Origin of the sequence: Actinophytocola sp. (assembly GCF_045807065.1) — a bacterium.
GTDB lineage: Bacteria > Actinomycetota > Actinomycetes > Mycobacteriales > Pseudonocardiaceae > Actinophytocola.
The window spans coordinates 1-12,586 of sequence record NZ_JBJMIE010000585.1 but is presented as its reverse complement, the minus strand read 5'-3'; the positions used below and the strand labels follow the sequence as shown (position 1 = coordinate 12,586).

Annotated in this window: 15 protein-coding genes; 9 read left to right on the top strand and 6 right to left on the bottom strand. The window is 73.3% G+C overall.

Features of this window, described 5'->3' with window-relative positions; all coding sequences use genetic code 11:
• Nucleotides 1–30 precede the first annotated feature (30 nt).
• Together ACJ73U_RS34395 and ACJ73U_RS34390 are read right to left on the bottom strand one after the other, a co-directional pair.
• Nucleotides 31–579, bottom strand: a complete 549-nt coding sequence (locus tag ACJ73U_RS34395) for a hemerythrin domain-containing protein (RefSeq protein ID WP_407781926.1) — start codon at nt 577–579, stop codon at nt 31–33.
• A gap of 14 nt (nt 580–593) precedes the next feature.
• On the bottom strand, nt 594–758 hold the full coding sequence (locus tag ACJ73U_RS34390; RefSeq protein ID WP_407781925.1) for a hypothetical protein: 165 nt from the start codon (nt 756–758) through the stop codon (nt 594–596).
• 97 nt (nt 759–855) lie between these two features.
• Between ACJ73U_RS34390 and ACJ73U_RS34385 the strand changes: the two genes are divergently transcribed.
• Complete coding sequence (locus tag ACJ73U_RS34385) at nt 856–1,275, top strand: CBS domain-containing protein (protein ID WP_407781924.1); 420 nt, start codon at nt 856–858, stop codon at nt 1,273–1,275.
• A 3-nt stretch (nt 1,276–1,278) separates the two neighbouring features.
• Here the strand turns inward: ACJ73U_RS34385 and ACJ73U_RS34380 are convergent, their stop codons facing one another.
• Nucleotides 1,279–1,617, bottom strand: coding sequence for a hypothetical protein (locus tag ACJ73U_RS34380; RefSeq protein WP_407781923.1), 339 nt, complete (start codon nt 1,615–1,617; stop codon nt 1,279–1,281).
• Nucleotides 1,618–1,766: 149 nt separating this feature from the next.
• Between ACJ73U_RS34380 and ACJ73U_RS34375 the strand changes: the two genes are divergently transcribed.
• From ACJ73U_RS34375 to ACJ73U_RS34365, 3 genes are read left to right on the top strand one after another with little or no spacing between them, the layout of a single operon-like run.
• Nucleotides 1,767–2,249 (top strand): cupin domain-containing protein, encoded by a 483-nt coding sequence (locus tag ACJ73U_RS34375; protein WP_407781922.1) that lies wholly within the window; start codon nt 1,767–1,769, stop codon nt 2,247–2,249.
• A complete protein-coding gene (locus tag ACJ73U_RS34370; protein ID WP_407781921.1) occupies nt 2,236–3,012 on the top strand; it encodes an alpha/beta fold hydrolase in 777 nt (258 codons plus the stop codon). The genes ACJ73U_RS34375 and ACJ73U_RS34370 overlap by 14 nt, the downstream gene beginning before the upstream one ends.
• Nucleotides 3,009–3,641, top strand: coding sequence for a TetR/AcrR family transcriptional regulator (locus ACJ73U_RS34365; protein WP_407781920.1), 633 nt, complete (start codon nt 3,009–3,011; stop codon nt 3,639–3,641). Before ACJ73U_RS34370 ends, ACJ73U_RS34365 begins: the two co-directional genes overlap by 4 nt.
• Here the strand turns inward: ACJ73U_RS34365 and ACJ73U_RS34360 are convergent.
• Genes ACJ73U_RS34360 through ACJ73U_RS34350 form a run of 3 tightly spaced genes read right to left on the bottom strand, consistent with a single transcriptional unit; the run spans nt 3,562 to nt 8,462 of the window.
• Nucleotides 3,562–6,255, bottom strand: coding sequence for an ATP-binding protein (locus tag ACJ73U_RS34360; RefSeq protein WP_407781919.1), 2,694 nt, complete (start codon nt 6,253–6,255; stop codon nt 3,562–3,564). The genes ACJ73U_RS34365 and ACJ73U_RS34360 overlap by 80 nt on opposite strands.
• On the bottom strand, nt 6,252–7,793 hold the full coding sequence (locus ACJ73U_RS34355) for a class I adenylate-forming enzyme family protein (protein ID WP_407781918.1): 1,542 nt from the start codon (nt 7,791–7,793) through the stop codon (nt 6,252–6,254). Before ACJ73U_RS34355 ends, ACJ73U_RS34360 begins: the two co-directional genes overlap by 4 nt.
• Nucleotides 7,794–7,853: 60 nt before the next feature.
• Nucleotides 7,854–8,462 (bottom strand): QsdR family transcriptional regulator, encoded by a 609-nt coding sequence (locus ACJ73U_RS34350; RefSeq protein WP_407781917.1) that lies wholly within the window; start codon nt 8,460–8,462, stop codon nt 7,854–7,856.
• 143 nt (nt 8,463–8,605) lie between these two features.
• Between ACJ73U_RS34350 and ACJ73U_RS34345 the strand changes: the two genes are divergently transcribed.
• From ACJ73U_RS34345 to ACJ73U_RS34325, 5 genes are all read left to right on the top strand, one after another.
• Nucleotides 8,606–9,367, top strand: a complete 762-nt coding sequence (locus ACJ73U_RS34345) for an ABC transporter ATP-binding protein (RefSeq protein WP_407781916.1) — start codon at nt 8,606–8,608, stop codon at nt 9,365–9,367.
• A 9-nt stretch (nt 9,368–9,376) separates the two neighbouring features.
• Entirely contained in the window at nt 9,377–10,084 is a 708-nt protein-coding gene (locus ACJ73U_RS34340; RefSeq protein ID WP_407781915.1) for an ABC transporter ATP-binding protein, read from the top strand.
• Nucleotides 10,085–10,130: 46 nt separating this feature from the next.
• Complete coding sequence (locus tag ACJ73U_RS34335; protein WP_407781914.1) at nt 10,131–10,982, top strand: branched-chain amino acid ABC transporter permease; 852 nt, start codon at nt 10,131–10,133, stop codon at nt 10,980–10,982.
• Nucleotides 10,983–11,990: a branched-chain amino acid ABC transporter permease gene (locus tag ACJ73U_RS34330; RefSeq protein ID WP_407781913.1), complete on the top strand. Its 1,008-nt coding sequence runs from the start codon at nt 10,983–10,985 to the stop codon at nt 11,988–11,990.
• Nucleotides 11,974–12,586 (top strand): ABC transporter substrate-binding protein (locus tag ACJ73U_RS34325; protein WP_407781912.1); only part of this gene is annotated, 613 nt, incomplete at its 3' end. The genes ACJ73U_RS34330 and ACJ73U_RS34325, both read left to right, overlap by 17 nt.

Below are 12,586 nucleotides of genomic sequence, written 5' to 3'. Positions count from 1 at the left end.
CGGCCGCCAGCACGGCGACAGTCAGGACGCTCAGGAGGAGTGGGACAGTTCCCGCCTGAGCTGTTCCTTGCTCATGCTGGAGGCGCCGGAGACACCCATGTTGGCGGCCTGCTGGCGCAGCTCCGCCAGCGTGGCCTGGCCGGGCATGTCACCCATGTGCTTCGCCCGGCTGGCCGCGAAGGCGCGACCCAGCTCCTCCCGGCGCGCGTCGTCCAGCCGCTCCCGCATGCCGGGCAGCACCGACGACTCCTCCTCCTCGACGTGGTGCGTCACCGACTCCACCAGCTCGTCGAGCGCGGGCTCGAAGTCGGGGGACTCGGGGTCGGTCTCGACGAGCTTGGCCAGCAGCTCCTCGGCCTCGGCGTGCTCGTGCTGGCTGTGCTCGACCTCGTCCTCCTCGCCGGCCTTCTTCGCCGCCGGGTAGACCTCGGCCTCCTCGGCGCGGCTGTGCGCGGTCAGGATCGAGGCGAGCACCGGAACGAGGAGCGGCCGCTTGTCCGGGTGCTGCTTCAGCTCGTCGAACAACCGCTCCACCTCGCGGTGGTCCTGCATGATCAGGTCAACCACGTCACCACTCACGGCTTCCTCCGTCATCAGGTGGGGGAGAACCCCTCCTCGTTCGCTTCCTGTCGCGGTTCGCGCGGCGGCGGGGCCTCGTCATCCGGCCCGTACGGACGGGACCGCTTCTCCTCCTCGGCCGCCGCCCTGGCCTCGTCGATCTTCCTGGCCGATTCGGCCAGCCGCCCGTCGTCTGCCATAGCCGCCTCCCATCAACGCGACCCCGGACTACCCCGGTGCTTCCTGGGTAATCCCCGGCCGTCACGACAAGCCGCCACGACAAGGAGGAGGCCCACGATGCCCCAGCTGGTGCGAGACCTGATGACATCCGACCCCGTGACGCTGCCGCCGGACACGCCGGTCCGCCAGGCGGCGCGGGTGATGCGCGAACAGGACATCGGCGACGTCCTGGTGGTGGCCGACGGCCGACTGCGGGGGATCGTCACCGACCGCGACATCGTCACCCGAGGAGTGGCCGACTTCGACGACCTCTCGACGTGCTCCCTGTCCGACGTGTGCAGCGACCAGCTGCTGACGGCCAGCCCGACCGACGAGGTCGACACCGCCATCGCCCGGATGCGCGAGGCGGCGGTCCGCCGCATCCCGGTGGTGCGGGACGGCGAACCCGTCGGCATCCTGTCCATCGGCGACGCCGCCGTCGACCGCGACCCGGACTCGGCCCTGGCGGAGATCAGCGCCGAGGACGGCAACACCTGATCGTCAGCCGCCGAACCTCCTCGCCAGGTCCTGGAGGTGTGCCGCGGCCTTGGCCATCTCCCCGGCGGGGACGACGGTCGAGCCGGGCATCGAGCCGAGGTGTTCGAACTGGGTGGCGAGGCGGGTGTACTCCCGGTGTGCGTGTTCCCGGCAGGGCAGGCACGTGACGCTCTCCGGGCGGGTGGAGGTCATCGCGTAGGACACCTGCTGCCCGCAGCCGGCGGTGACGACGCTCGGCCTGTCCGGTACGACGCCCAGCAGTGAGGTGACCACGTCGCGGTAGTCGGCGCCGGCCTCGATCACCTTGCGGTCGACGTGGATGTGCGGGTCGGTGTCGCCCATCGGCGCCCTCCGTCCGGGCTCGCTCTCCGGGCACACCCTACTGCTCCCAGCCCGATGTGAGTGCGCTCTCTTCGTGAGAGTTCACTTGCATCAGGCTGTTCGTGCTGGTTAGGTTCGTCGTGAGAGCCAACTATCACGAAAGAGTGAGCATGAGTGACGTTTCGGTTGTGGGCCCGCACGACGGCGAGGTCTGTGAGCTGGGTCCGGCCCGGCTGCGCATCCTCGAGGACGGCGGCACGACCGCGCACCGCCTGGGCATCGCGGAGATCACGCTGGCCCCGCGCGGCAGCGGTCCGCTCCAGCACCGCCACGCCGAGCACGACGAGGGGTTCTACGTCGTGTCCGGCACCGCGCGGTTCACGGTGGGCACGACCGATTACGAGGCGCCGCCGGGCACGCTGGTGATGGTGCCGCCCGGCGTCCCGCACACGTTCGCCAACCCGGGTGACGAGCCGGTGGTCATCCTCAACACCTTCACCCCGGACCTGTACGTGCAGTACTTCCGGGACCTGCGGGACATGCTCGCGAGCGGTGGGGAGCTGTCCGCCGAGGCGACCACCGAGGTGATGAGCCGCTACGCGACCACCCCCGCCACCGACTTCGCCGGAGAGGGACCCGATGACCACCGTTGACCTGCCAGGAGAGCTGTCCATCGCCGTCGACGAGCGCGGCTCCGGTGCCCCCGTCCTGGTGCTGCACGGCGGCGGGGGCCCGGCCACGGTCGCCGGCCTCGCCGGGAGCCTGTCCGAGCACGCGCACGTGCTCACCCCGACCCACCCCGGCTTCGGCGGCCGGCCGCGCCCGGAGTGGTTCGACAGCATCGCCGACCTGGCATCGTCCTATGTGGACCTGCTGGACGCCCGCGACCTGAGCCGCGTGCTGGTCGTCGGCAGCTCGATCGGCGGTTGGATCGCCGCGGAGATGGCCCTGCGGGACAACCACGGCCGCATCGCGGGCCTGGTCCTGCTCAACGCCGTCGGCGTGGCACCCGCCGAGCCCGGCCAGCTCGCCGACGCCGCGGTGGTCGGCCCGGCCGAGTTCCTCCGCCTCGCCTGGCACAACCCGGCGCTGCGCCCCGACCCGGCCGCCATGAGCGCCGAGCAGCAGGCCGCGATGGCGGCCAACCAGCGGACCCTGGCGGTGTACGCGGGCGAGCCGTACATGCACGACCCGAAGCTGGCCCGCCGCCTGCACCGGGTCACCGTGCCGGTTCTCCTCGCGTGGGGCGAGCAGGACGGCGTCGCACCGGTGGACTACGGCCGCGCCTACGCCGAGCTGTTCCCGAACGGGCGGTTCCACCCGATCCCGGCGGCCGGCCACCTCCCGCACATCGAGCAGGCCGACCTCACGCTGGAAGCCATCAACAAGTTCGCCGCCCACGAACTCCAGCGATGACCGAACGCACGAACGAACGCGTCAACCAGAAGCGCCGCACGTACAACGCGATCCTGGCGGCCGCGGTCGAGCTGACGCGCGCGGGCGAGGCGGTGACCATGCCGGAGGTGGCCAGGGCCGCGTTGGTGTCGGAAGCCACCGCGTACCGCCACTTCCCGGACCTGGTCACCCTCGTCCGCGCGGCGATGGACGGCCTGATGCCCACCCCCGATGAGGCCCTGCGCCGGGTGGCGGACTCCACCGACCCGGTCGAACGGATCGCCGCGGTCACCGAGCACCTGCTGCGTCATGTGGCCGAGTTCCAGGGCGCGGTCCGGACCTCCATCGCGGCCGCGATCACCCGGCCGGCGCTGGCGGCGGAGCGGCCGGGGCTGCGGTTCGGCCTGATCGACGCCGCGCTCACCCCACTGGGAGACGAGCCGGGCGTGGCACAGCTCAAACGCGACCTGGCGGTGGTCGTCAGCGCGGAGGCGTTGTTCTGCCTGACGGACCTGTGCGGCATGGCCCCGGAGAGCGCCATCACCAGCATCGTCCACACCGCGACCACCCTCACCCGGGCTCATGTGGGCCAGCCATCGTCGTTACGCGGTGGGCCAGTTCCACCCGTGACCGGACCCCCAGCGCCGTGAAGATGTTGCGCAGGTGGTGATCGACCGTTCGGTGGCTGATCACCAGCCGGCGGGCGATCTCCTTGTTGGTCTCGCCGACCGCGACCAGGCGGGAGATCTCCGCCTGCTGCGGGGTGAGCCCGGTCAGCGTGGTGCCCGAGGTGGTGACCGTCTCGCCCGTGGCGCGTAGCCCGGCCCGTGCCTTCTCCGCGCAGCGGTCCGCGCCGGCGGCCTCGAACACCCGCAGCGCGTCCCGGAACTGCGCACGCGCGTCCTTCGTGCGGCGGTGGCGGCGCAGGCGGCGGGCGAACGCCATCTGCGTTCGTGCCAGCTCCATCGCGGCGCCGGCCCGGCGGTGCAGGGCGATCGCGGTGGTGAACCGGTGTTCGGCCTCGGGCAGCTCGGCCGCGAGCAGGCCGTGGCAGCGGTGGGACAGCGCGAGCCAGGCGTCGCTGCCGCCGGCGTGGATCCACCGGTCGAACGCCGCCAGCGCGCGGTGGGCCCGGTCCGGCCGCTCCACCAGCACGGCGGCCTCGACCAGCTGCGGCGTGGCGAGCACCTGGATCGCCGGCTGCGCGCCGCTCACCCCCGCGGCCATGGCCTCCAGCCGGCCGAGCGCGTCGGCGGGCCGGTCGTCGGCCAGGTCGAGGCAGGCGTGTGCCCACGACACGATCGCGCACGGGCGGCCCAGTGCCCGCTCGGCGATGCCGGGGGTCGCGGTGTCCACCATGGACAGTGCGGTGTCCCGGTCGCCGCGCAGCGCGGCGGAAAGCCCCAGCAGCGACAGGTGTTCCACCCACGTGTTGCGCTGACCCGCGGCCGCGGCCAGACCCTCGGTGGCGGCCGCCTGCGCGCACTCGTGCCGGTCCAGCACGATGGCCGCGAGCGCGAACTGCACGAGTGCCCACGACAGCTCCCACGCCCGCCCGGACAGGCGGGCCCGGCTCACGGCCGCGGACGCGCAGTCGAAGGCCTGCTCACCACGCCCGAGCGCGAACGCCGCCTCGGCGGCCCACACCGCCTCCGCCACACCGTCGGCCACCCGTCCGCGCCGCACCACCCGCCGCAACGGCTCGGCCGCGTCCGCGTGCCGGCCCTCGAACACCGCCGCCAGCCCGGTGAAGTGGTCCGCGACGAACCCCGGGAGGCGCGCCGAGCGGGCCATGGCGAGGAAACCCGGCAGGTCGCCGCACAGCCGGCGGGCCTCGCCGGACAGGAGCAGTGCCGTGGCCGCCGCCTCCGGGTCGGTGAGCCGGGCCGCGGCCGTGGCCAGCTCGTGCGTGGCGACCGCCGGGTCGCCGTCCCGCAGCTCCACCTCGCCGAGCAGCAACGCGCGGCGGCCGGAGTCCACGGTGGAGTCCACCGCGGACTCCGGCGCCCGGGTCAGCAGCAGCCGTGCCCACCCCGGCCGGCCCGCCCGCCACGCGTGTTCCGCGGCCTGGAGCAACCGCTTTCCCCGCACCGTCGGGTCCACGGCGAGCACCGCCGCCCGCTCGAGGAGCGTCGCCGCGGTCGCCTGGTCCACCGAGGTCGCGGCGGCGGCCAGCTCGTCGCCGAGTGCGGCACCGGGGGAGCGGGCGGCCATCGCCTGGTGCCACGTGCGCCCCGCGCCGGTCAGCTCGGTCGCCAGCGCCGCGTGCGCCGCACGCCGCTGCGCCGGGGACGCCAGCGCGTACAGGGTCGAGCGGACCACCTTGCTGGGCAACGCGGCGCCCTCGGCACGCAGCAGCCCGGCGGCCAGCACCTCGTCGACGTCACCGAGCCGCCGCAGCACGTCGAGGTCCACAGTGGACTCGGCGGTCGCGCACACCAGTACGTGCCGCGCGGCCGGTGACAGCGCGGCGAGCCGTGCCCGGTAGTCCGCGCGGCGCGTGCCCTCCGGCAGCTCGTCGGGCAGCGGCGCCCGGCCGGCCAGCTGGTCCAGGGTGAGCGAACCCGCCAGTGTCACCAGGTCGAGGGGGTTGCCGCCGGCGAGGTCGCGCAGCGCCGCCCGTAGCCCAGCCGGCACGTCCCGGTCAATCCGGTCGCGCAACAGCTGCTCGCACGCGTCGTCGCGCAGCGGCGGCAGCCACAGCCGTTCGACGCCGGCGACCGCGTCGCACGCCGGGCGCACCAGCTCCGGCCGTGCCGCCAGCACCAGCAGCACCCGCTGCCCGGCCAGCCGTCGCGCGGCGAAACCCAGTACCTGTAACGACGGCGTGTCGAGCCACTGCGCGTCATCCACCCAGCACAGGATCGGCCGGGTCGTCGCGAGCCGGCACAGCAGCTCGTACACCCCGCAGCGCAGCGGCAGCCCGTCCGCCGAGCCGCGCACCGCGTCCCGCAGTGCCTCGGGCAGCTCCTCGAACCGGGCGGCCACCGGCGACAGCAGCCGGTGCAGGCCGCCGAACAGCAGGTCACGTTCCGCGGGCACGCCCCGCGCCGCCAGCGTCGTCACCGTCCCGGCCCCGGCGACCACCGCGTCAAGCAGGGCCGTCTTGCCCATCCCCGCCTCGCCGAGCACGACGACCCCCGCACCCCGCCCGTCGCACGCGGCCTCGAGGAGCTCCCGCAGCCGGCCCAGCTCGTCGTCCCGGCCCCTGACCGCGCTCGTCGGTCCGCTCCGCAAGCTCCGCCGCGCGGGTACGCCGGTCACGACAACCGGCCCCGCAGCTCGCGCTTGAGCACCTTGCCGGCGGCGGACACCGGGATCTGGTCGACGAGGTAGATGCCGCGCAGCCGCTTGTACGCCACGACCTGCTCGTTCACCGCGGCCATCAGCCTGTCCGGGGACACCGACCCGCTCGCCGGCACCACGAACGCCACCGGCAGCTCGCCGACCGAGTCGTCCGGCTTGCCGACGACCGCGGCGGCCAGCACACCCTCCTGCGCGGCCAGCAGCTCCTCCAGCTCGCGCGGGTAGACGTTGTACCCCTTGTACAGCAGCATGTCCTTCAGGCGGTCCACGATGGACAGGTAGCCGTCCTCGTCGACCACGCCGATGTCGCCGGTGTGCAGCCAGCCGTCCACGAGCACCTGGGCCGTCGCGTCGGGCCGGTTGTGGTAGCCCACCATCACCTGCGGGCCGCGGATGCACACCTCACCGCGCTCCCCGGGGCCGGTCGCGCCGTCGATCCGCACCTCGGTGTCGAAGACCGGCACACCGACCGTGCCGGGCTTGCGCACCCCGGACCGGTAGGTCGGCCCGTTGGTCGCGCCCATGGTGACCTCGGTGAGCCCGTAGCCCTCGCTGATCACCGCGTCAGGCGCCAGCTCGTACAGCCGTCTGATCATCTCCAGCGGCATCGGCGCCGCGCCGGATCCGATGCCGCGCACGGACGTGAGGTCGCGGGTGGCGATGTCCGGACAGTTGAGCAGCGCGGCGAACAGGGCGGGCGCGCCGCCGAGCGAGGTGACCCGCAGCCGCTCGGCGTCCGCCAGGTACGCGGCCGGGTCGAGCCGGTCGTGGAGGGTGGTGCTGGTCCCGGTGAGCAGCAGGGCGTTGAGGCCGGCGATGGTGCCCATCGCGTGGAACCACGGGGTCAGGTTGATCACCACGGCGGTGCCGAGGCGGACGGGCCACTCCTCCTCGGTGCCGACCTGGTCGAGCACGAGGCCGCCCGCGCCGTCCAGCGCGGGCACGGAACCGGTGGCCCAGCAGGAGTACTGCAGGGTGTTGACCACGACGTTGCGGTGCGGCAGCCGCACGCCCTTCGACTCGCCGGTCGTGCCGCCGGTGTAGGCGAGGTGCGCGAGGTCGCCGTGGATGTCGATGTCGACCTCGGGTGGCCGCGTCGGCTGCCCCGCGCAGAGGCCCGGCACCTCCGCGGCGGTCACGGTCAGCGTCGCGCCGGCGTCGGCGATCTGCCGCGCGGCGGCCGGCTCCGGCAGCAGCGGGTTGACCGGCACGAACACCGCGCCGGCGAGCAGCGTGCCGTAGTAGGCGACCGGGTACTCCAGGCAGTTCGGCATCCGCAGCGCGACCCGGTCGCCGTGCGTGACGCCGCGTGCGCGCAGGCCGTGGGCGAACTGCGCGGCGCTCGCACCGAGTTGCGCGTAGGTCAGCGTCTCGCCGTGGCGGGTGAACGCGACGCGGTCGCCGTAGCGCCGGGCCGACCCCAGGAGGATTGCGCCCACCGGGACCTGCGGGTAGACCAGTGAGTCGGGCAGGCCGGGGGGTCGGCTCGCGGGCATGGGGCCTCCTCAACAACACTGGTGAGTTCGCTCCCCGATGAAACACCGAAGAAAAGTGTTTCACAAGCCCGCTGTCGTCTCCGATGCCGGAACGTGGCCCTCGACCAGGGCGGCGAGCAATGTGGACGCCGCGTCGAGGTCGGGCGCGCGGGAGGCGAGCACGTCGGAGTACAGGAAGGCCTCGCCGAGCCGGACGATCGCGTAGGACAGGCTGTCCAGGCTCACCACGGGCGTGAACCCGCCGTCCTCGACGTCGCGGCGCAGCAGTGCGACGTGGGCGGTCATGACCCGCGGCTGCACCCGCCCGTGCGGGTTGGTGAGCACGCGGATCGTGACCACCGGCTCGTCGTCGAGCAGGCGGCGGAACCCCTGGTTGCCGGCGATGTCGGAGCGGTACCGCCGCATCACCGCCAGGCAGCGCAGCTCGCCGTCGGGGGAGCGGACCGCGTCCCCGAAAGCCTTCTCCCACGCACGTTCCGCGCCGGCCATGGTCCGCTCGGCGAGGTACCACAGGGCGTCGCCCATCAGGTCCTCGCGGTTGCCGACGCGGCGGAACAGCGTGCTCCGGGAGATGCCCAGCTCGGTCGCGAGCGTCCGGGTGTCCAGGCGGATGCCCCGGTCTATCCAGTGCGCCGCGGTCCGCACGATCTCGTCGGCTGTCTTGCTCACGGGCGCACTGTACGGCCCGGACGTCCCGGCCTGCCGCGACCGCGCACCGGACTGGCGATTTCACCGATGCGCCGGCTTCGCCCGACTTGCCACAGTCGGTGCCCCATCGCGGACGACGAGCCGATCGGACACGTGCCCCACTCATGACGGAACTGCTCAGCATCGAGAACGTCACGGTGCGTTTCGACGGCCTGCTCGCGTTGCACGACGTCGACCTGGCCGTCGAGGCCGGTACCGTGCTCGGCGTCATCGGCCCCAACGGCGCCGGGAAGACGACCCTGTTCAACGTGGCGTGCGGGTTCGTCCGCCCGTCGCACGGCGTGATCCGGTGGCGCGGTGCGGAGCTGCGCGACCACGCGCCGCACGACCTCGCCGGCCTCGGCATCGCGAGAACCTTGCAGGGGCTGGGCCTCTTCGCCGGTCTGACCGTGTTGGAGAACGTCCTCGTCGGCGCCGGGCGGCTCAGCCGGTCCGGTCCCCTGTCGACGCTGCTGGGCCTGCGCCGGGCGGCGCGTGACGAGGCGGCATTACGCGAGCGCGCCATGGCCATCCTGACCGAACTGGGCATCGTCGAGGACCACGCGGCGATGCCCAGCTCGTTGCCCTACGGCAGCCGGAAGCGGGTCGCGCTGGCGAGGGCGCTGGTGGCGCGGCCGGAGCTGCTGCTGCTCGACGAGCCGGCCAGCGGCCTGTCCGCGCCGGAGATCGAGGAGCTCGGCGACCGCATCCTCACCTTCGCCGCCCACGCCGCGGTGGTCGTGGTGGAGCACAACATGGACCTGATCATGCGGATCTGCGACCGGGTGGTGGTCCTGGACTTCGGCGAGGTGATCGCCACCGGCACACCGGAGGAGATCCGGTCCGATCCGAGGGTCGTCGAGGCCTACCTCGGCGTCCCGGCGTAGGCGGTCGCGGTGCTCGAACTGTCTGCCGTGGTCGCCGCGTACGGTGCGGTGCGGGCCGTCGACGGTGTCTCGATGGCGGTGCCGGCCGGGACGCTGACGGCGGTCCTCGGGGCGAACGGCGCCGGCAAGACCTCGCTGCTGCGCACGATCAGCGGGCTCGTCACCCCGCGGTCGGGCTCGATCCGCTTCGACGACACCGACATCGCCGGGGTGGCGCCGGACCGCATCGCCCGGATGGGCCTGGTGCACGTGCCGGAGCACGGCGGCGTGATCACCGAACTGACCGTCCGGGAGAACCTGCGGCTCGGCGGGTTGTGGCGGCGGGACAAGGCCGACCGCGCCGCCGCGCTGGGTGAGGTGCTCGACCTGTTCCCGCCGCTCGCCGTCCGGCTGGCCGCGCAGGCGAGCACGCTGTCCGGTGGTGAGCGGCAGATGCTCGCCATCGGCCGGGCGCTCATGAGCCGGCCCCGCATGCTGCTGCTGGACGAGCCGTCGCTGGGCCTCGCCCCGCTGGTGACCGCCCAGATCATGCGGGTGCTGCGGCGTTTGCGGGAGGACCGCGGGCTGACCGTGCTGCTGGTCGAGCAGAACGCCCGCAGCGCCCTGTCCGTGGCCGAGCACGCCTACGTGCTGGCGCTGGGCCGCGTGGTCGTGGACGCGCCGGCCCACTCGATCACCGCGGAGGCCCTGCACGACGTCTACCTGGGGGCGACATGAGCGCAGCTTGCGGAGCGAATCGTCGAGGCTCAGGCGAGGGGGCGGCATGAACCAGTTCCTCACCCTGACCGTGGGCGGGCTCGCCAGCGGCGCGGTGTACGCCGCGCTCGGGCTCTCGCTCGTCATCATCTTCCGGGCGACGCGGGTGGTGAACTTCGCCCAGCCCGCGCTCGCCCTGCTCTCGACCTACCTCGCGTTCACCGTCAACCAGTCGACCGGGAACTACTGGCTCGGCTTCGCGGTCGCGATCGTCGGGGGAGCGGTCCTCGGCGCGGCGGGCGACCGGCTGCTGATCCGGCCGGCCCGCGCGCACGGCGAGCTGGGCTCGGTGATCGTCACGCTGGGGCTCCTGCTCGTCGCGCAGGCGATCGCGGGCATGATCTGGACCAGCGAGCCCCGCTCCTTCGGCTACGCCTTCGACTTCCGCGGGTTGTTCTCCGCCGCCAACGTCTTCGCCGTCGTCGCGGTGCTCGTGACCGCGGCCGCGGTCCTGGTGCTGTTCAAGGCGACCCCGCTGGGGCTGCGGATGCGGGCGGCCGCGTTCGCGCCCGAGGCGGCGAGCCTCGTCGGGGTGCGCGTCGGGCTGATGGTCACCGCGGGTGCCGTGCTCGCCGCCGCGGTCGGGGCGCTCGCGGGACTGCTGGCCGTGCCGCCGCTGCTGTACCCGACCGTGCTCGACGGGGTCTTCGTCTACGCGCTCACCGCCGCGGTCGTCGGCGGGCTGGACAACCCGATCGGCACGGTGGTGGCCGGGTTCGGCGTCGGGATCGGACTGTCCTACGTGTCCGGCTACCTGGGGCCGGAGCTGGTCACGCTGGCCTCGCTCGCGGTACTGGTGCTCGTGCTCTCCCTGCGGCCCAACGGGTTGTTCGGCCGCGGCCTCGCGAGGAGGGTGTAGGTGAGCCTGCTGACCCGCCACCTGCTGCTGGCGCTGCTCGCGCTGGCGGCGGTCGTCACGCTGTCGCTCGTCGTGGACCCGTTCACCAACGTGCGGATCGCGACCGTCGGGTACTACCTCGTCGCCGTCGCCGGCCTCACGCTCCTCACCGGCACGAACGGCCAGATCTCGCTGGGGCACGGCGCGTTCATGTTCATCGGCGCGTACACCGTGGCGCTCCTGGTGATCCACGCGCCGACCTTCCCGTTCTGGCTCGACCTGCTGCTCGCCGCGCTCGCCGCCGGCCTGGCCGGCGCGCTGACCGGCGCGGCGGCGGCCCGCCTCGCCGGCCCGTACCTTGCCGGCGCGACGCTCGCCCTCGCGGTCGGCCTACCCGCGTTGACGCAACGCTTCCCCGACGCGCTGGGCGGCAGCAACGGCCTCGCGTTCACCGTGCACAGCCTGCCCGCCGGGCTCACCGGCACCGTCCCGGAGACCCGCTGGCAGGCCTGGGTCGTCTGGGTCGCGGCGCTGCTCGCGCTGGTGCTGCTGGCCAACGTGACCCGGGGTCGGTTCGGGCGCATGCTGCGCGCGATCCGCGACGACGAGGTGTCGGCCGCCCTGGCGGGCATCCACATCGGCCGGGCGAAGATCCTGGCGTTCCTGCTGAGCGCCACGTGCGGCGGTCTGGCCGGTGGGCTGCAGGCCTTCCTGCTCGGCACCGCCGCACCCGGCTCGTTCACGCTCGCGCTGTCGCTGTCCCTGCTGGCGGCCATGGTGCTCGGCGGGGTCGGCAGCCTGTGGGGTGCGTTCTGGGGCACGCTGGCGCTGGTGTACGTGCCGGCGTGGGGGAACGACCTCACCCACGGGCTGGACCTGAGCACGGACGTGGCGCAGCACCTGCCGCTCGCGGTGTTCGGCGTGGTGCTCATCGCCGTCGTCCTCGTGTTCCCGCGCGGCATCCACGGCACGGTCACGCGGCTCGCCGCCGCGGTGAGAAAGAAGGAATCGCATGAGAAGAACTCGTAGTGCCGTGCTGGTCGCGGCCGCGCTGCTGCTCGCCTCGTGCTCCGGCGCGGGTGAGCAGACCGGCGGTGCGGCCGACGCCAAGGCCGACGCGGCGCCCGGCGTCACCGACGACACGGTGGTCATCGGCACGCACCAACCACTGACCGGCCCGGCCGCACCCGGCTACAGCCGCATCTCCGTCGCCGCCAAGGCGATGTACGACTACATCAACGACCACGGCGGCATCAACGGCCGCACGATCGACTACCGCGTCGAGGACGACGGCTACAACCCCACGCGCACGGTCGAGGTGGTCAAGCAGCTGGTGTTGCAGGACCAGGTGTTCGCGATCCTCGGCGGGCTGGGGACGCCGACGCACTCGAAGGTCGTCGAGTACCTCAACAACGAGGGCGTGCCCGACCTGCTCGTGTCGTCCGGCGCCCGCATGTGGGACGACCCGCGGAAGAGTCCGACGACGTTCGGCTTCCAGGTCGACTACACCCGCGAGGGCAAGATCCAGGGCAAGTACATCCGGGACACGCTTGCGGGCAGGAAGGTCGGCCTGCTGTACCAGAACGACGACGTGGGCCGCGACGCCCAGAAAGGCCTGGACCAGT

Coding starts and splice junctions, on each gene's coding strand:
- ACJ73U_RS34380 (WP_407781923.1), bottom strand. CDS start 1,617: ATGGGCGACACCGACCCGCACATCCACGTCGACCGCAAGGTGATCGAG.
- ACJ73U_RS34365 (WP_407781920.1), top strand. CDS start 3,009: ATGACCGAACGCACGAACGAACGCGTCAACCAGAAGCGCCGCACGTAC.
- ACJ73U_RS34345 (WP_407781916.1), top strand. CDS start 8,606: ATGACGGAACTGCTCAGCATCGAGAACGTCACGGTGCGTTTCGACGGC.
- ACJ73U_RS34355 (WP_407781918.1), bottom strand. CDS start 7,793: ATGCCCGCGAGCCGACCCCCCGGCCTGCCCGACTCACTGGTCTACCCG.
- ACJ73U_RS34375 (WP_407781922.1), top strand. CDS start 1,767: ATGAGTGACGTTTCGGTTGTGGGCCCGCACGACGGCGAGGTCTGTGAG.
- ACJ73U_RS34370 (WP_407781921.1), top strand. CDS start 2,236: ATGACCACCGTTGACCTGCCAGGAGAGCTGTCCATCGCCGTCGACGAG.
- ACJ73U_RS34335 (WP_407781914.1), top strand. CDS start 10,131: ATGAACCAGTTCCTCACCCTGACCGTGGGCGGGCTCGCCAGCGGCGCG.
- ACJ73U_RS34385 (WP_407781924.1), top strand. CDS start 856: ATGCCCCAGCTGGTGCGAGACCTGATGACATCCGACCCCGTGACGCTG.
- ACJ73U_RS34390 (WP_407781925.1), bottom strand. CDS start 758: ATGGCAGACGACGGGCGGCTGGCCGAATCGGCCAGGAAGATCGACGAG.